The sequence below is a fragment of the Rhizobium sp. 01N447_2 genome (genome assembly GCF_056399245.1).
This window is the reverse complement of record NZ_JBFTQY010000059.1, coordinates 1-17,404: the sequence shown is the minus strand read 5'-3', so window position 1 is coordinate 17,404 and position 17,404 is coordinate 1. Positions and strand designations below refer to the sequence as shown.

Genomic DNA, 17,404 nt, shown 5'->3' with positions numbered 1-17,404 from the left:
CTGCCTGATTGGAAACCACTACGTCATGCTCCAGGCTATGGCCTCAGTTTAGACATTAAAAATCAAAACTGAGGGACTTGGAAGCAGTACGATTGCAATTCACAATCAGAACTCTACTTGCATTTTCAAATACCATCGTTTGACCAAAAGGCCAATTATTATTTGTCGTTTTTCTTGAGAAAAAATGACAGATGAAGAATTGAGGGGCATTCCGCCAAGCTTTACTCACAGCTTCCTGTGCATAAGTTTTGCATAAATCTGGTAAAGTCGCTGAACAGAATAGGCTCAGCGATCCCTGATATCGTCACGGACCGAGAGTTCACCGAGATCATATCCTGAACGGTGGGCAGCTCTGGCAAGCAGATGGGCAGACACCGGCGCCGTCAGCAGGAAAAAGATAAAGCCGGCGATGGCGCGGGCGAGAATCGCCAGATCTTGCGAATAGAGGCCGGCGGCGAGGAGCAGTAGGCCGGAGCCGACAGTCCCCGCCTTCGAGGCCGAGTGCATGCGCGTGTAGAGATCGGGCAGCCTGACCAGGCCGATCGCCGCTGCAAGAGCAAAGAGCGCACCGACGATCAGCAGCAGGGCGGTGATGGCAGCCACGATATAATCGATCATCGCTTCTTGCCCCCTGCCCGCTTTTGCGTGTTGCCATTTGCCGCAGATGCAGACGGCTTCGATTTGATGTTGCCGCGCGACAGCACAAAGCGGGCGAAGGCGACGGTCGCCAGGAAACCGACAAGGCCGAGCGAGATGGCGATATCGATATAGAGCGAAAACCTGGTCTTGACCGCGATGACCGCTATGAAACCGATGGCGATGCCGGTCAGCATGTCGAGGGCGAGGATCCGATCCGGCAATGTCGGGCCGGCAACGACGCGCCAGACGGCGAGGATCAGCGCCAGGCCGAGGATGACGAGTGCGGTCGAGGATGCGACCGCGATGATGGCGGCAGGTGTGATCACCGGAAAGCCTCCATGATCTTGCGTTCGAAACCGTTGGCGATATCACGTTTGGTTGCCTCAGGATCGGAACAATCGAGCGCATGGACATAGAGCGTGCGGCGATCTGTGGAGACGTCGACCGAAAGCGTGCCAGGTGTCAGCGTGATGAGGTTTGCGAGCAAAGTGATCTCGAAATCGCTCGTCACCGTCAGCGGGAAGGCAAAGATGCCGGGCTYCAGCTTCATATCGGGCGAGAGGACGGTGACCGTGACCTTCCAGGCCGACAGCGACAATTCCTTGAGAAACAGAGCGGCGAGCGAGAGCACCGGGCGGAAGCGGGGGATAATATATTCCTTGCCGCCGAAAGATTCGCGGATGATGACCAGCGCCAAGGCCCCAAGCAGCAAGCCGAGGACTAGATTGTGCAGCGAGGCGCTGCCGGTGACGGTGACCCAGGCAATGGCAAGCAGCAGGTTGAAGAGGAAGAAGATCACGGCGCACCTCCTACCGGGAAGACCGAGTGAAGATAGGCCCGGGGATCGGCAAGGCCGGCAGCTGCCGATTGCGACAGCGCCAGCAGCTGTTCCGGCAGGATGCCGAAGCCGACGACCAGCGCTGTCAGCGCGGCGAGCGGCAGACCGGTGCGCCACCTCGGTCCGGACGGCGTCAGTGCTATGGCCGCCGGGCGCCAATAGGCGAGCAGGAAGAGGCGGCCGAAGGCGATCGTCGTCAGAAAACCGCCAACCAGGATCGAGGCTGCCAGCCACCAGGCGCCGAGATCGAGCGAGGCCTTGACGAGAATGACCTTCGGCCAGAAGCCGGAAAAGGGCGGCAGGCCACAGGCGGCAAGGAAGAGCACGAGGGAGAGCGCGGTGAAGCCGCCGCTTTGCCTGTACAGCCCGCCGAGGGCCGACAGTGAAAAGCCGCCGCCGCGACGGGCGATCTCGCCGGCGGCAAGATAAAGCGCCGTCATCAGCACCATGGAATGGAGCGCATAGAAGACCGCACCGCTGATGCCGCCTAGCCCGCCAAGCGCGACGCCCGCAAGCATATTGCCGATGCCTGATATGACGACATAGCCGAACAGCCTGCGAATATCGTTTTCGGCAAGCGCGCCGAGAGCGCCGACGAGAATGGTCGCTGCGGCGGCGAGCGCGATCACCAGGCTCAACTCCTGGCGTTCCACCGGTAGCAGCATGACCATCACCCGGATCAGCGCGTAGATGCCGACCTTGGTCAGCAGGCCGGCAAACAGTGCCGACACGGTGATGCGCGGCGTATGGTAGGCGGCCGGCAGCCAGAAATTGACCGGAAAGGCCGCCGCCTTCATGCCGAAGGCGAGCAGGAAGAGGCTTGCCAGCGTCATCAGCGGCGCCGTGCCGCGCAAATCCGCAGCTTTTGCTGCGATATCGGCCATGTTGAGGGTGCCGAAGGCGGCGTAGAGGATGCCGACGCCAATCAGGAACAACGTCGTGGCGATGAGATTGAGCACCGCATATTTCAGCGCGCCGTCGATCTGTTGGCGCTCGGAGCCAAGGATGATCAGCCCGAAGGAAGAGATCAGCAGCACCTCGAACCAGACATAGAGATTGAAGACATCGCCGGTGAGAAAGGCGCCGGTGACGCCGGCCATCAGCAGCATCAGCAGCGGGAAGAAACCATATTTCCGGCCGCTCTCACCAATATCGGCCAGCGCATAGATGCCGCCGGCGAGCGCGGCAAGGGCTGCGGTGAAGGCCATCAGCGCACCGAAGAGATCGACGGTGAAGGCAATGCCGAAGGGTGGCAGCCAGCGGCCCATGACCATGGTGAGCGGCCCCTCGGCGGCGACCTTGGCGAGCAGTGCCGCATCGATCAGCGCCAGCGCGGCAAGGCCAGGGATGGCAAGCCAGGCCTGCAGGCGGGGATAGCCGCGCAGCATCAACAGGACGGCACCCAGCGTGATGCAATGGGCGACCGGCAGGATGGCGAGCCAATGGCCGATCGGCACCGGGGTGGTGATCAGGGCGGCGGAGAGATCGACGGTGGCGGCGGGGGCGGCCATCAGATGGCGCCTCCGTTATCGCACGAGAGGGTTTGCCGTGGGGTCAACATCCGCACAACCATCCGGCTCAATACCCCAATGGCGGCAGCGGCCGGTCGTCGGGCTCGGCGGCGCGCATATCGCTGGTGTTGTCGGTGCCGAGGTCCTGATAGGCGCGGTAGGTCAGCACCAGCAGGAAGGCAAGGAAGGAGAAGGAGATGACGATCGCCGTCAGGATGAGGGCCTGCGGCAACGGGTTGGCGGTGCCTGCGGGCAAACTGTCGAGACCCAGCGGGATGATCGGCGGCACCTCGCGCGTCAGCCGACCGCCGGTAAAGAGCAGCAGGTTGACGGCATTGCCGAGGATGGCGATGCCGAGCATGATCCGGATCGAGAATTTCGACAGCATCAGATAGATGGCGGCGGCAAAGAACAGGCCGACGAGGATCGCGAGAAGCGGCTCCATCATTCCACCTCCTTTTCCTCGAGCGCCAGTGCGATCGAGATGATGGCGCCGAGCACGACGAGATAGACGCCGACATCGAAGAGCATGACGCTCGACAGCGGCACCTCGGCGCCGAAAAGCGTCGGATAGATCCAGAGGCCGGTCATGAAGGGAACGTCAAACAGGATGGAGAGAAGACCGGCCGCTGTCGACAGGAGCAGGCCGAAGCCGGCAATCGACAGCGGATGGAAGTACAGTGCGCGGCGAACGGCGCCAACGCCGCGGGCAATGCCGTAAATCGCCAGTCCCGAGGCAGCGATCAGCCCGCCGATGAAGCCGCCGCCGGGCTCGTTATGGCCGCGCAGCAGCACGAAGACGGAAAAAAGCAGCATCAGCGCGGTGAGAAACGGGGCGACGGTGCGGAAGATGAGGGTGTTCACGGCACTCAGCCCTCCGCCGCGGGATCATTGGCGGCAAGCTTGCGCTCGCTGCCGGCGCGGATGCGGATCAGCGCCAGGATGGCAAGGCCGGTGACCGCGACAACGGCGATTTCGCCGAGCGTGTCGGTGCCGCGGAAATCGACGATGATGACGTTGACGACGTTGGCGCCGTGAGCGATCGATTTGGAATAGGCGTTGAAGAAGGCCGTCAGCGCATCGTTGAACGGCGCCTCGGTCGCCCGCATCAGCACAAGCGTGAAGCCGAGGCCGCAGACAAGCGCCAGCGCTCCGTCGAAGAGCTTGCGGCCGAGCGGCCGCCGATCGGCGGGAGATAGGCGAAGCCTGGTCATGACCAGCGCGAGGATGACCACCGAGAGCGTTTCGACCATGAACTGGGTAAACGACAGATCCGGCGCGCCGAACAGCAGGAAGATGATGGCAACGGCGAAACCCTGGATGCCGAGCGAGACGATCGCCGTCAGCCGGTCGCGGGCAACCAGCACGGCGGCAAGGCCGAAGGCGGCGATCAGGAAGACCGCCCATTCATAGAGCCTGACATCGGCCGGCCAGGCCGGAAGGCGCGGCAGTTCGCCATAGACGACTGGGGGGATGATGAGGATGGCGGCAACGCAAAGGAAGCTGCAGGTGACATAGATCTCCAGCCGCCCCGGTTGGAGCATACGCATGAGGCGGCCGGCGAAGCGGACAAGGCCCGATATAGCGACATCAAAGCCATGGTCCGGCCCACGGCCTGCCGCGCGCAAGAAGACGGCCATCAGGACACGGGCGCGCGCGAGCTGCCAGTAAACGCCGATACCGAGCAGCACGGTCAGGGCAGAAAGCGCCAAGGGCAGGCCGATATGCGGCGTCAGCGAAATATCGATGTCGACGGGTGTCTGGCGGATGGCGGATGCGATCGGCGAGGACAGGACGGTATGGGTGAAGGTCGAAAAGATCGCCGCGAGCAGGCCGAGGACGGCGAGAACAGCCGGTCCGAGCCAAAGCAGGACAGGTGCTTCGTGCGGAGGTTTCGGCGTCTCCACCGGCCGGCCGAGGAAGGGTTTCAGCGCCACGGCGAAGGCGACGGCGAACATCAGCGCATTGCCGAAGACGGTTATCGCGGTAAACGTGATCGCGCGGACATCGGCACCGACGAGTGCCGTGTAGATCTCCTCCTTGGCGAGGAAGCCGAAGAAGGGCGGCAGGCCGGCCATCGAGAAGGCCGCCGCAAGCGCGATCATCCAGGTGAGCGGCATCGCCCGCATCAGGCCACTGAGCCTGGTGATATCGCGCGTGCCGATCTCGTGATCGATGATGCCGGCGACCATGAAGAGCGCGCCCTTGAAGAAGGAATGCGCCACCAGATAAAGCGCCGCCGCCTCGACCGCATGGTCCGAGCCGAAGCCGATCAGCATGACGAGCAAGCCGAGCGAGGAGACGGTGGTATAGGCAAGCTTGAGCTTCAGGTCGGTCTGGCGGATGGCGAGTGCGGTGCCGACCACCAGCGTCAGCCCGCCGAAGAAGGGCAGAAGGATTTCCCAGGCAGGGGTTGCCCCCATGACGGGATTGAGCCGCATCAGCAGATAGACGCCTGCTTTCACCATGGTGGCCGAATGCAGATAGGCCGAAACCGGCGTCGGCGCTTCCATGGCGTTCGGCAGCCAGAAATGAAAGGGAAATTGCGCCGACTTGGTGAAGGCACCGCCCAGGACCAGAAGGAGTGCCGCGAGATAGAACGGGCTTTCGCGCACGACATCGCCCGTTCCGATAAGCCGCGACATCTCAGTGACGCCTGAGATATTCCAGAGGAGCAGCAGGCCGGCCAACAGGCAAAGCCCTCCCCCGCCGGTCACAACAAGCGCCTGCAGGGCGGCGCGGCGAGCCGCCGCACGTTCGTGATCGAAGCCGATCAGCAGGAAGGACGTGATCGACGTCAGTTCCCAGAAGACGAAGAGCATCAGGAAACTGTCGGAAACGACGACGCCGAGCATCGCGCCCATGAAGAGGAAGATGAAGGAGAAGAAGCGGCCCTGATCCTTGTGTCCCTTGAGATAGCCGCCGGCATAAAGCACGATCAGGGTGCCGATGCCGGTGATCAGCAGCGCGAAAGCCAGCGACAGGCCATCGAGGAACCAGGAGAAGGAGAGATGAAAACTCGGCACCCAGGAATACCCGCCGGTGACGACCTCGCCGCGCGCGATCTTGGGAATGAAACGCAGAAAATGCAGGAAGGCGAGCAAGGGAGCGATCGCCAGGAGCCAGGCACCGTTTGCGCCGAAGATGCGAATGACGAAGGGAGCGGCAAGAGCGCCGACGAGCGGCAGACACAGGGCCAGAAATGTCAGAGCCGTGACATCGGCCATGTCTCCTCCTCTACTGCATGAATCAAAATATTACAGTCCCTTGCACGTCCGACAAGGCGCGCGGCGCTGTAAAGGCAACAGACGAAAAGCCAGCGAAAACCGGCCTGTCTTCTGGCTTAGGCGAAACGGGGGAGCGTCTCAAGCGATTTCGGCCGCAGGCCGCACTGCATGGCGATGTTCGAAGCCGATCAGGCCATCGGTCGGGAAAGGCGCGTCAGCAGCCGGGTGATGCAACCGTGCAGGACGAAGACCAGAAGCGTCAACGGCCAGAGCAGGCAGGCGAAGAGCCCGGCGAGACGATAGAGCGTAAAGCCGGCATGGTTGGCCCAGCCTTCCAACAGCGTGACCGCCATGGCGGCCACGGCCACCAGGCCGTAGAGCAGGACGATTGCTGCCTCAAACACCAGTGATTCTCCAATGCACGTAACATTAACCCTAACAGAAAACCCCTAACGGATGTAAAAGCAAGCGTCTTACTCCAATTGCGGTATGTCGCCAATCTCATGGCGCGGCGCTGGAGACTTGATGAAGTGAACGCGGCGCACCACATTTTGCGCAAACGGAAACGCCCCTCGGCGAAAGGAGCACCTCATGTCCGAAACTGCGACCACCGCCAAGATCCACAAGACCGATGCCGAATGGAAAGAGCAGCTCACCCCCGAGCAATACCGCATCACGCGCCAGCACGGCACCGAACGCGCTTTTACCGGCCCCTACTGGGACTCCTTCGAGACGGGGCTTTACCGCTGCGTCGGCTGTAATGCCCCGCTTTTCCGCTCCGACACGAAATTCGATGCCGGCTGCGGCTGGCCGAGCTATTTCGAAGCAGTGTCGCCCGAAGCGGTGATCGAGCATCGCGACACGACCCACGGCATGGTGCGCACCGAAATCCGCTGCGGCAGCTGCGACGCCCATCTCGGCCACGTCTTTCCGGACGGCCCACCGCCGACCGGCCTGCGCTACTGCATCAACGGTCACTCCATGGTGTTCGAGCCCGGGAAGTAATCGCCCGGCCGAGCAAGCGGCAAGCGGTTCATTCGGATGCGACGAGCCCCTCATCCGGCTGCCGCCACCTTCTGCCCGCTCGCGGGGCGAAGGGGGATAGCCGCAACCTCTCCGCTCCTCGCCCACCTCTGGCAGGGCACGTCCCCTCGCCCCGTTTACAGGGTCCGAAGGACGGGTCGAGACGGGTGGCTCGACCCCTGTAGGGTTAGGGTGAGGGGCAATCATCAACACTGAAAGACGCCTGCGTAGCTCGACCATACGGCCGGCGAGCCCCCGATCATTCGTGCTCAGCAGGACAGGGCCAGGTTGTCGGTGCGGAGAGGCCGACCGGCAGCTTGGTCGAGGCATCGCCGCAGGCAAGATCGATCTGCGCCTGTTCGAGCCCGGTTGCGGCCGAGAGGTCAAGGCCTTCGATGTGGGTCAGGAACATGAAGGCGCGATCGAACATCGGCGTGGTTTCGAAGGTCGCGCCGGAGAGATCGGCACGGGAGAGATTGGCGAACGAGAATTTCGCCCCCGTCAGCACCGCCTTGTCGAAATCGGCGCGGCCGAGCTCAGCCTTTTCGAAGCTCGCGCCGGCGAGCCGGGCTCCGGCGAAATTGGCGCGCTGCAGCTCGGCGCCGGCAAAGGAAGCACCATCGGCGGCGATATTGGCGAAGCTGGAGCGATAGGCCTCGATCTTGGCGAAGTTGGCGCCTTCAGCGTGCGCACCCTCCAATGAGGCCCGCACCAGCGTCGCTTTCTCCAGATTGGCGGATTTGACATTGGCCCCGGCAAGGTCGGTCAGCGAGAAATCGGTGCCGACGAGGTTGGCGCCTTCGAGATCACTGCCCTGCAACATCAGGTTCTTCTTGGTGCAATCCTGCCAGTCGAGCTGCGGCGAGGCCATGCTGCCGCAATCGGCGGCCCGGGTGACAACCGGCGGAAATGCCAGAAGGACGAGGGCAAGGAGACCGAGCGACGATCTTTGCATTGCCATTGAATTAATCACCCCCATAACGCTTACAATACGCTTCAGGCCGCTTTCCGCGAAGCAGGCCGCTTCGACATTCTTACACAGCTCAGACTACAATAAAAAGATGGCGCGCGCCGTTCACAATGGCTTTGCCTGATGGGTCTGGGGCTTTGCCTGATGCGTCTGGGGCTTTGCCGGGCAGGCAGGTCAATCCGCCTTGCCGGGCAGGTGGATCAATCCACCTTGCCGGGCAGGCGAAGTTCCATGCAGGTCAGGTCCAGCCAGCGGCCGAATTTGGTGCCGACCTCGGAAAATCTGCCGGCGATGCGGAAACCGAGCTTTTCGTGCAGCCTGATCGAGGCGGTGTTCTCGGCCTCGATGCCGGCAATCATCACATGGATATTGCCGGCCGCAGCACGCACGATCAGCTCCCGCATCAGCCGCTCGCCGATGCCGCCACCGCGGCAATCCTTGTCGACATAGACGGAATGTTCGACCGTGTGGCGGTAGCCGTCGAAGGCGCGCCAATCACCATAGGAGGCGTAACCCGCGACCTTGCCCGACATTTCGGCGACGATGACGGGAAAGCCGCGCGCCTTGCGCGCCTTGAACCATTCCAGCCGATTTTCGAGATCGACCAGCGTGTCGTTCCAGATCGCCGTCGTGTGCTCGACGGCGTGATTGTAGATATCGCGGATGGCAGAAAGATCGGCTTCGGTGGCGTCGCGGAGGAGGACAGCGTCTGTCATGATGCTCGGGTTCATATTGTTTGCGAAGGCGGGCATACGCCCCGCCTCGAGAGATGTAAACGGCGGACGCAAAACAGGAACGGCTTCGGGCACATCAGTCGTTCAGAGGCCTGGTGGCGACAGGCTGAAACAGGTGAAGACGGCCGAATAATGCACGGCCGCCGCGGTGACGACGAAGCCGTGCCAGATGGCGTTCTGGAAGCGCAGCTTCTCCCAGACATGGAAGATGACGCCGAGTGAATAGATGACACCGCCGATGACGATCAGCAGCATCGAGGCGGCGGGAATGCGCGAGGCGACGGGCTCGGCCACCAGAACGCCGCTCCAGCCCATGGCGAGATAAAGCAGGATGGCAAGACGGTCGAAACGCCCGGGAAAGACGCATTTCAGGATAATGCCGACGGCGGCGAACAGCCAGATCGCGACCAGCATGAACAAGAGCAGCGGATCGTCGGCGCCACGTTCGAGGAACGGCGTGTAGGTGGCGGCGATCAGCAGGAAGATCGCCGAATGATCGAAGCGGCGCAGATACCATTTCGTGCGCGAGACCGGCCAGGCGTTGTAGGAAAAGGAAATGGCAAGCGTCAGCACCAGCCCGACGCCGTAGATCCAGGCGGCGGCGAGCGCGCCGTAGGAACTCCAGACGGTGGCGTAGAAGATCAGCACGGTGGCGCCGATCAGCGCCAGCACGAGACCGACGCCATGGACGATACCGTCGGCGATCAATTCGTATCTGTCATAAGCCCAGCGAATGCCGTTGAACTCGGCCATGCACGCCAATCCGTTTCATACCCCGATTGCAATCGTCTCATCGAACGGACGGGCGCGCAACTGCGGCAAAGCGCACGGGCGGTAAATCTTCGTGACAGGCTGCACTTGCGCAAGATCAAACCTTCTGCCGGTCGACCAGCACCGAGCATTTGGCATGGCGCACGACCCGGTCGGCAGTGGCGCCGATAAAGTAGTTGGAAAAGTCGGGAACGTGCGAGGCGACGATAATCAGGTCGGCGCCACGGCTTTCGGCAGTCGAGATGATGGCTTTGGCGGGCGGACCGTTGGCAATTTCGACGGTTGCCGTGACGCCGGCTGCGGCGATCAGCGCTTCCAGCTTCTCGCGGCCGTCCTTCATGGCGTCCTCGACCATATTGGCCGGCAGTTCGATCGCGACATAGCTCGGCACATCTTCGATGACGTTGAGCGCGATGATCTCACCGCCGTCATCGAGCAGGGACGCCGCCTTGCGGAGGATTTTTTCTCCCTTGTCGATGCCGCCGAGCGCGATCGCTACGATGATCTTCCTGTACATGGCTTCCCTCCATGACTGAGATGCATAAGTTTCCTCTAAAGAAGATATGGACGCATTGATCGTGATCAAGTGGACACAAGTCATCGTCAACACCTGCTCAACGCTTCATCCTCAAAAACGGATCTTCTGTGAACAATCGGAATGCGCCATATAGGGATCAAGTACGGCAGCCGAGGGGAGATCAGAGGCGAATGAACCGGCGAAACTTCCTCGGGCTTGCCACAGGCGGCATGTTTGCCGCCACCGCCGGTACGCCTTCTATCTTACAGGCCAATTCAGAGGCAGGAGAACAATCCATGACGACCGAAACTTCCTATGCGCTGACGCGGCCCGCCTATATCGACCAGTCGCATCTCGTCGTCACCGACCTCGGTCTCGTTTCCGGCTTCTATCAATCGATGCTCGGCCTGAAGGTGATCGAGAAGACGGCGAGCGGCGAAGTGCTGGGTGTCGGCGATCTGCCGCTGCTGACGCTGACGACCACAAAGAATGCGACCATCGCGCCGCGCAACGCCGCCGGCCTTTTCCATACCGCCTTCCTGATGCCGAACCGGACCGAGCTCGCGCGCTGGCTGCGCCATGCGGCACAGAACAATGTCGTTCTCGACGGCGCCTCGGACCATCTCGTCAGCGAAGCGATCTATTTGTCCGATCCCGAAGGCAACGGCATCGAGATTTATGCCGACCGGCCGCACGAACAATGGAAATTCCACCAGGACGGCATGGTGGAAATGGCGACGCTGCGCCTCGACCTACAGGCGCTCTACAACAGCGCGCCTGATGAGCGCTGGGACGGCATGGCTGTGGGGACGGCGATCGGCCACCTGCATCTGCAGGTCGGCGACATCCCGCAGGCCGACGCCTTTTACCACGACGTCCTTGGCCTCAAGCTGATGGCGCGCTATCCCGGCGCGAGCTTCTTTGCGACCGGCGGCTACCATCACCATCTCGCCGCCAATATCTGGAACAGCCGCGGCGCCACGGCACGCGCCGGCAACATGACCGGGCTTTCGGACTACAAGGTCCGTTTCAACGACAAGGCGACGCTGGATGCGGCGGTCTCCAAACTCGACGCGCTGGAGATCAACAGCGAGAAGCGCGACGGCGGCGTGTTCCTGAGGGATCCCTGGGGCATCGGCCTGACGCTTTCGGCGTAACTCCTGCAACAACGGATCAGCCCTATCGGTTGAAGGAATAACGGCGGAAATCGGCCTGCTTCGGTTGCACGCCGGACGGCAAAGGGCGCCAAATGCTGTGCACCTTCACGTGCACCGCGCCACATTGTCACACCCTTGAGGAACCGGAACCCTATCGGCGCGTTTCCGTGAGGAAGCAATGGGGCTTCGGGGACCTCACCGCATGGGCATCGCCAATGGCATCCGCAAACAAGCAAAGAAGATCGCCATCGGCGAACGCCACACCAGCGCCTGGGCACAGTCGCTGAAGGAAGCTGCGGAAGAACTGCCGCCGCCACCGCTGCACCGGCTGGAAAAGGACGGGCTCGACGTCAGCATGGCCTGGGCGATCATCGGCATCTTCGGCATTCTTTTCCTTGCCGCCGTCTATCTGATGTCGCTGATCCTCATCCCGATCACGCTTGCCGTCGTCGTCGGCATGATCCTCGGTATGGCGGCAGAAAAGCTCAGCAGGATGGGCGTGCCGCGGCTTGCCAACGCCTTCATCCTGTCAAGCAGCGTGGCGCTGGTGATCTTCCTGCTGATCAACTCGCTCGCCGACCCGCTGATGACGCTTGCCAATGAAGGCCCGGCCTTCGCCGAGCGGACCATAAACCGCGTCATGCCTTATCTGGAGCGCATCAGATGGCTGCATATCACGCCGGCGACATTCGAAAGCGGGTCGATGTCGATCGGTGCGCTGCTCGAAAACACCGGCAACGTGCTGCACGTGGTGACAAGTAGCCTGACGCCGGCGCTGGTGCAGGGGATGATCTTCTTTGCGGCGCTGCTGTTCTTCCTCGCTGGTCGGGTCAACCTGCGCAAGACGATCATCATGACCTTCCGCACCCGCACGCAGCGCCTGGCGGCGATCCGTGTCATCAATGCCGTCGAGCAGGTGCTCGGCTTCTATTTCGCCACGGCCTCGCTGATCTATGTCGGGCTCGGCGTGGTCATGACTGTCATTGCCTATGCCGGCGGGCTGTCTGCCCCGGTGCTCTGGGGCTTCTTTGCCTTCCTGTCGAGCTTCATCCCCTATCTCGGCATCACGCTGATGACGTTTGCCGTCGCGGTCGCCGGCATCCTGACCCATGACGGCCTCCTTATCGGCCTGATGCCGGCCGCAGCCTTCTTCACCGTGCATCTGCTCATGGAGAACCTGATCTTCCCCGCCGTGATGGGACGGCGGCTGGAAATCAATCCCTTCGTCGTCTTCCTCGCCATCCTGTTCTGGACATGGATGTGGGGCGCCGTCGGCGCGATGCTGGCGCTGCCGCTCTCGCTGATCGTCATGACCGTCATCGACGAACTGCTGATCGAGGAAAAACCGCAGCCGCAGTTGCCGAAATGATCAACCGGGGGGACGTCAGTGGCATCTGATCTCGATCTTGCCGAATCCGATCACGACCAGATGGTGAGCGGGCGTTCTCTTTGGGGGAAAAGCGGCATACGGCCGGAATGGCGGCCGATCGACCAAAGCTTTTCCACCGACGTCGCCGTGATCGGCGGCGGCATCACCGGCGCATTGGTTGCCGAACATTTGACGGCGCGCGGTTTTTCCGTAGCGGTCATCGACCGGGAGGAGCCCGGTTTCGGCAGCACCGCGGCGAGCACGGCGATGCTGCAATGGGAAATCGACAGTACGCTCACCGAGCTCGAGGATTATTACGGCTTCGAGCGCGCGGCCGGCATCTACCGCCGCAGTGGTGCCGCGGTCGCCGGCCTTTCCAAACTGATCGCAGCAAACGGGATCGCCTGCGGCTTCCGGCCGCGCAACACGCTCTATCTCGCCGCCAATCGCGAAGGCGCGCGCGACCTCTTGGAGGAGCGCCAGCTTCGTCGCCGGGCGGGTCTGCCCGGCGTCTATCTCGAACATCCCGATCTCTTCACACAATTCGAGCTCGACCGCGATGGTGCGATCTATTCGCCGGGTTCGGCGGAGTGCGATCCGCTGCTTCTGACCTGGGCCTTGATCGAGATGGCGTTGCGGCGCGGTGCGCGGCTGGTGAGCGCTTCCGTGGCTGCGCTTCACAGCGAAGGTGGCCGCGTCTTGGCGAAAACGGATGGAGGGCACGTCATCGAGGCGCGGCATGTCGTGCTTGCGACCGGCTATTCGATGCCGGGCCTCGAAATGCCGAAGCTGCACCGGTCGAGTTCGAGCTGGGCGCTCGCCACCGTGGCGCAGGATCCGGCGAATTTCTGGCGCGACAGAGCGCTGATCTGGGAGGACAGCCACCCCTATCTCTACATGCGTACGACGCCGGACAATCGCATCGTCGCCGGCGGGGAGGATGACGAGACGAGCGACGCGCAAACGCGCGACCGCAGGCTGCCGGCCAAGATCATCGCAATCCAAGAGAAGATGCAGCGGCTGTGGCCGAAGGCGGATACACGCGTCGCCCATGCCTGGTGCGGCACCTTCGGCGAGACGACCGACGGACTGCCGCTGATCGGTCCGGTGCCGGAGATACCGCATGTGTTCGCAGCCTATGGCTACGGCGGCAATGGCATCACCTTTTCCTATCTCGCCGCGCAGATGATCGGCGCCATGCTGGCCGGCATGCAACGGGATTGGTTCGAGGATTTTGCACTCGACAGGGATGGGCCGGGTTTGGCGCGCTTTCATTCGGGAATGTATAGAAGCGAGACGGAAAGCCAAAGGCGCTGAAATTTCAGTCGTCTAGCTGGCTTGCTTTCTTGCACTCATTCGCAATTCTTCAACATGTTTAGCCACTTCGCGAACGTTTGGGATACCGATAAAGGCGAATTTTTTGACGCTATCCCCGTCTCCCTCCCGGCGAAAAGTCAGGGTTCCCGAGCGGTCCCATTTTTCCCGTACCTCCACAACGTTGATGGCCGTTGGTGCTATCGTCGTTGCTCGGCGCCTGATCAGATTTCGAACGATGAGAAGCCTGCGATCGGTGGCAGCGTAAGCGGTTCGGCCCGTAGCGATCATCTCGAAAACCGCGCCCGCTATGGCCGCGACACCGGCCAGTAAAAAGACTCCGGGGAATATGATGCCCATTATTCCATCCGCCTTTTCGACGATGGCAAGCGCATTGTCAGCCGGTAGAAAGCCAGCGCAACCGGAGATCACACAAATTAGGCCGATAATTAATTCAGGACACTTGGAAACGAAAGTTCCCCAGGCACCTGGTTGCCCTGTCCAGACAACAATTTCGGAGGGATGAAGCTCATTTTGAATTTCGCCTTCGACATTCCAAATCGCACGAGACATGCGCTCCCCTACGTTCCCGCAACCGAACAAACAAAAACAGCATTATTCGTTTTCCGGGGGTAAACAAGCAAGAGATTCGGACGCTCTATTCGGTCGTCTTGTCGTCGCCGGTATCCTCGACATCCTCGAGGCGGACGAACTCCGTGCCCTTGGCCTTGAGATCGACCAGCGCCTTGGCCACGCCCTCGCCGGCCGCATGGGTCGGCTGGTTGACGTGGGAGATGACGACATCGCCGTCCTTGCCCGAGGCGATGCGTTTTTCGGTGATGACAGCCCCGAGCAGCGAGCCGCCGTCGCCGTTTACGGAATAACCGGCAATGCGATAGCCCATGGCGCGGATCTCGCCGATGGCGGAAAGATCATATTTGGCGGTCGAGCCGCGGAACCAGTGCGGCGCCGGAATGCCGGCCGCGACCATGGCGGCAGCGCCGCCTTCGACTTCCTGCCGCACCGCCTGCGGCGAGCCGGCGGACGCGATGCCATAGATCAGCGTTGGCGTATCGACGGCCGGAATATGGTTCTGGCCGTGATTTTCGAGTTCGAAGAGATCAGGATTTTGCAGGAATACGGCAAGTGCTTCGGGATTGCGCTTCAGCCAGCGGGCAGTGACGAAGATCGTTGCCGGGATGCGTTCACGCACCAGCGTCGAAAGGATGCGCTCGTCCGCCTGCCCCATGCAGGCATCGAAGGTCAGCGCAATGCGAGCGTGGCCGACAAGGTTCGAGCGGGCGATGTGCAGATGCGGCTCGACGAGCTTTGGCGCCGACGCCTTCGGGGCCGGACTCACCGCAGCCGGGACCGAACCAACCGCCGTCGGCACGGCTGACGGAATTCCGTCCGCGAATGCAGCGGAGATGCTGACGAGAAGGAACGCCGAAGCGAGCAGGATGCGGTTCATATGATGGGTTTCTATGATTCGAACTGCCAATTTTAGCGGCAGCTCTCTCCCGGCGCCATGCGGCCGGATGTCACCGCAGCCGCTTGGACGGACAGGGCCGTATCAATCATAGAGATAATACTTGTCCCACTTCTCGCGCGGCACCTTCTCGCCGATCTCGTAGTTGAGCTCGCGCACATTGATATGCTGCGGACCGGTGATGCAATTGTAGGAGAGATGGTACCAGTCGCCCTTGCTGCGAAAGACGGCACCCGGCGCGTCCAGCGAATTGTCGCCGGGGATCGGGTCCTTAAAGGTGTAGGCGATCACCTTGTCGGGCTTGAAGCCGGTGCTGTCCTTGTTGATGCGGCTCATCGCCTCGGTGTCGCAGCTCTGTTCCAGGCGGGTCGAGGGATCGAGTTTTTCCAGCTGCTTCTTGATGGCGGGATCGACGGCAAAGGCGGGGGCTGCAAGGCTTGCGAGGGATACAAACAGGATCAGACGTTTCGGCATTGCGGAGAGAATCCCTTACTGTTCTGCAATTTCTACCCTACCGCCGACAGCTTGCCGGGAGCTTGGCACGTGCAAATTCACTGAGATAGCGGACTTTCTTAAATATTGTGGTGACATCAAGGCAAGGTGGGCTGGGTGTCCTCCTTGTCTGTGGAAGGTCATCTGCGCCCTTGCCGCACCCTTGCCGCTTGATCCGGCGGCGGCGCGCCTCTATCTCTTGCCAACCCGACATTCCGACCCGGAGCCATTCCTTGTCCGTTTTCAAGAGCCTGCCGACACCGCCTGCCGCACCGAAGAAGCCCGTCTCCGATACGCGCCACGGCATTACCCGCACGGACGACTATGCCTGGCTGCGCGCCGACAACTGGCAGGCGATGTTCAAGGATCCGTCGATACTCGACCCTGAGATCCGCCGGCATCTCGAAGCCGAAAACACCTATATGAACGCGGCGATGGAGGACACCAAGCCGCTGCAGAAGGTGCTGTTTGCCGAAATGCGCGGCCGCATCAAGGAAGACGACAGCTCGGTGCCGATGAAGGACGGCGCCTATGCTTACGGCACCTTCTACGTGACCGGCGGCGAACAGCCGCGCTTTTTCCGCATCGCCCGCGACGGCAATGTCGCCGACGAATCGATCCGCACGGTGCTGCTCGACGGCGACAAGGAGGCGGCCGGCAAGGCCTATTTCCGCCTCGCCGGTCTCGACCATACGAGCGACCACAGCCGCGGCATCTGGGGTTATGACGACAAGGGTTCGGAGTTCTTCACGCTGCAGGTGCGCGACCTCCAGACCGGGCAAGACCTTGCCGACCGGATCGAGAATACCGGCGGCGGCGGCGTCTGGGCGCCCGACGGCAAGAGCTTCTTCTATTCGGCGCTCGACGAGAACCACCGGCCGTCGAAGGTGTTCCACCATATTCTCGGCCAGCCGCAGTCGGAAGACCGGCTGGTCTATGAGGAAGCGGATGCCGGCTTCTTCATGGGCGTCGGCGGCTCGCTGCTCGACGATTTCATCTATATTGACATTCACGACCACGAGACCAGCGAATACCGGCTGCTATCGACCAAGGACCTCACAGCCGAGCCGAAACTGGTGGCGGCACGCGAGGAAGGCATCGAATATTCGCTGACCGAGGGCGGCGACGTCTTCTACATCCTCACCAATGACGGGGGCGCCAAGGATTTCAAGATCATGGAAGCGCCGGTCGACAATCCGGTGAAGGAGAACTGGCGCGAAGTGGTCGCCCACAAGCCCGGCACGCTCGTTATCAGCCACATGGCCTATGCCCGCCATCTTCTGTGGCTGGAACGCAAGGACGGGCTGCCGCAGATCATGATCCGCGATCGGGCGACCGGCGAGGAACATGCGG

General features: G+C 61.8%; 20 protein-coding genes. 5 read left to right on the top strand and 15 right to left on the bottom strand.

The window, feature by feature from the left end; translation table 11 throughout:
• Nucleotides 1-285: 285 nt before the first annotated feature.
• From mnhG to AC1ECN_RS28985, 8 genes are all read right to left on the bottom strand, one after another.
• Complete coding sequence (gene mnhG / locus AC1ECN_RS29020) at nucleotides 286-618, bottom strand: monovalent cation/H(+) antiporter subunit G (RefSeq protein WP_018484375.1); 333 nt, start codon at nucleotides 616-618, stop codon at nucleotides 286-288.
• Nucleotides 615-965: a cation:proton antiporter gene (locus AC1ECN_RS29015; RefSeq protein WP_018497342.1), complete on the bottom strand. Its 351-nt coding sequence runs from the start codon at nucleotides 963-965 to the stop codon at nucleotides 615-617. The genes mnhG and AC1ECN_RS29015 overlap by 4 nt, the downstream gene beginning before the upstream one ends.
• Nucleotides 962-1,438 (bottom strand): Na+/H+ antiporter subunit E, encoded by a 477-nt coding sequence (locus tag AC1ECN_RS29010; protein WP_477954888.1) that lies wholly within the window; start codon nucleotides 1,436-1,438, stop codon nucleotides 962-964. Before AC1ECN_RS29010 ends, AC1ECN_RS29015 begins: the two co-directional genes overlap by 4 nt.
• The gene (locus AC1ECN_RS29005) at nucleotides 1,435-2,988 is read right to left on the bottom strand and encodes a Na+/H+ antiporter subunit D (protein WP_130672270.1); all 1,554 of its coding nucleotides are present in this window, start codon (nucleotides 2,986-2,988) and stop codon (nucleotides 1,435-1,437) included. The genes AC1ECN_RS29010 and AC1ECN_RS29005 overlap by 4 nt, the downstream gene beginning before the upstream one ends.
• A 67-nt stretch (nucleotides 2,989-3,055) precedes the next feature.
• On the bottom strand, nucleotides 3,056-3,433 hold the full coding sequence (locus tag AC1ECN_RS29000; protein ID WP_032989519.1) for a Na+/H+ antiporter subunit C: 378 nt from the start codon (nucleotides 3,431-3,433) through the stop codon (nucleotides 3,056-3,058).
• Nucleotides 3,433-3,852: a Na(+)/H(+) antiporter subunit B gene (locus AC1ECN_RS28995; RefSeq protein WP_024322824.1), complete on the bottom strand. Its 420-nt coding sequence runs from the start codon at nucleotides 3,850-3,852 to the stop codon at nucleotides 3,433-3,435. Before AC1ECN_RS28995 ends, AC1ECN_RS29000 begins: the two co-directional genes overlap by 1 nt.
• 5 nt (nucleotides 3,853-3,857) lie before the next feature.
• Entirely contained in the window at nucleotides 3,858-6,215 is a 2,358-nt protein-coding gene (locus tag AC1ECN_RS28990; protein WP_130672269.1) for a putative monovalent cation/H+ antiporter subunit A, read from the bottom strand.
• A gap of 188 nt (nucleotides 6,216-6,403) precedes the next feature.
• Entirely contained in the window at nucleotides 6,404-6,619 is a 216-nt protein-coding gene (locus AC1ECN_RS28985) for a hypothetical protein (RefSeq protein ID WP_130672268.1), read from the bottom strand.
• A 187-nt stretch (nucleotides 6,620-6,806) separates the two neighbouring features.
• Between AC1ECN_RS28985 and msrB the strand changes: the two genes are divergently transcribed.
• Nucleotides 6,807-7,220, top strand: a complete 414-nt coding sequence (gene msrB, locus AC1ECN_RS28980) for a peptide-methionine (R)-S-oxide reductase MsrB (protein ID WP_017959622.1) — start codon at nucleotides 6,807-6,809, stop codon at nucleotides 7,218-7,220.
• Nucleotides 7,221-7,497: 277 nt separating this feature from the next.
• Here msrB and AC1ECN_RS28975 read toward each other — a convergent pair whose 3' ends face one another.
• The 4 genes from AC1ECN_RS28975 to AC1ECN_RS28960 form a co-directional block, all read right to left on the bottom strand.
• Complete coding sequence (locus tag AC1ECN_RS28975; RefSeq protein WP_130672267.1) at nucleotides 7,498-8,199, bottom strand: pentapeptide repeat-containing protein; 702 nt, start codon at nucleotides 8,197-8,199, stop codon at nucleotides 7,498-7,500.
• A 209-nt stretch (nucleotides 8,200-8,408) separates the two neighbouring features.
• Complete coding sequence (locus AC1ECN_RS28970; protein WP_012756644.1) at nucleotides 8,409-8,960, bottom strand: GNAT family N-acetyltransferase; 552 nt, start codon at nucleotides 8,958-8,960, stop codon at nucleotides 8,409-8,411.
• 66 nt (nucleotides 8,961-9,026) lie between these two features.
• Nucleotides 9,027-9,695, bottom strand: a complete 669-nt coding sequence (trhA, locus tag AC1ECN_RS28965; RefSeq protein ID WP_064245549.1) for a PAQR family membrane homeostasis protein TrhA — start codon at nucleotides 9,693-9,695, stop codon at nucleotides 9,027-9,029.
• Between the two features lie 115 nt (nucleotides 9,696-9,810).
• Nucleotides 9,811-10,230, bottom strand: coding sequence for a universal stress protein (locus AC1ECN_RS28960; protein ID WP_130661252.1), 420 nt, complete (start codon nucleotides 10,228-10,230; stop codon nucleotides 9,811-9,813).
• Nucleotides 10,231-10,526: 296 nt separating this feature from the next.
• Here AC1ECN_RS28960 and AC1ECN_RS28955 point away from each other — a divergent pair, with 296 nt between their 5' ends.
• The 3 genes from AC1ECN_RS28955 (at nucleotide 10,527) to AC1ECN_RS28945 (ending at nucleotide 14,073) form a co-directional block, all read left to right on the top strand.
• A complete protein-coding gene (locus AC1ECN_RS28955) occupies nucleotides 10,527-11,387 on the top strand; it encodes a VOC family protein (protein ID WP_130672266.1) in 861 nt (286 codons plus the stop codon).
• A gap of 202 nt (nucleotides 11,388-11,589) precedes the next feature.
• Nucleotides 11,590-12,756: an AI-2E family transporter gene (locus AC1ECN_RS28950; protein ID WP_018484387.1), complete on the top strand. Its 1,167-nt coding sequence runs from the start codon at nucleotides 11,590-11,592 to the stop codon at nucleotides 12,754-12,756.
• 18 nt (nucleotides 12,757-12,774) lie between these two features.
• Nucleotides 12,775-14,073, top strand: coding sequence for an NAD(P)/FAD-dependent oxidoreductase (locus AC1ECN_RS28945; protein ID WP_130672265.1), 1,299 nt, complete (start codon nucleotides 12,775-12,777; stop codon nucleotides 14,071-14,073).
• 12 nt (nucleotides 14,074-14,085) lie between these two features.
• Here the strand turns inward: AC1ECN_RS28945 and AC1ECN_RS28940 are convergent, their stop codons facing one another.
• The 3 genes from AC1ECN_RS28940 to AC1ECN_RS28930 all read right to left on the bottom strand — a co-directional run bounded on the left by AC1ECN_RS28940 (nucleotide 14,086) and on the right by AC1ECN_RS28930 (nucleotide 16,033).
• Nucleotides 14,086-14,643, bottom strand: a complete 558-nt coding sequence (locus AC1ECN_RS28940) for a PH domain-containing protein (protein WP_128439229.1) — start codon at nucleotides 14,641-14,643, stop codon at nucleotides 14,086-14,088.
• Nucleotides 14,644-14,728: 85 nt separating this feature from the next.
• Nucleotides 14,729-15,541 carry a polysaccharide deacetylase family protein gene (locus AC1ECN_RS28935; RefSeq protein ID WP_130672264.1) on the bottom strand — a complete coding sequence of 271 codons (813 nt, stop codon included), beginning with the start codon at nucleotides 15,539-15,541 and terminating at the stop codon, nucleotides 14,729-14,731.
• 102 nt (nucleotides 15,542-15,643) lie between these two features.
• Nucleotides 15,644-16,033: a DUF930 domain-containing protein gene (locus tag AC1ECN_RS28930; protein ID WP_018070902.1), complete on the bottom strand. Its 390-nt coding sequence runs from the start codon at nucleotides 16,031-16,033 to the stop codon at nucleotides 15,644-15,646.
• Nucleotides 16,034-16,284: 251 nt separating this feature from the next.
• Between AC1ECN_RS28930 and AC1ECN_RS28925 the strand changes: the two genes are divergently transcribed.
• The coding region (locus AC1ECN_RS28925; RefSeq protein WP_477954881.1) for a S9 family peptidase at nucleotides 16,285-17,404 on the top strand (1,120 nt) is incomplete at its 3' end.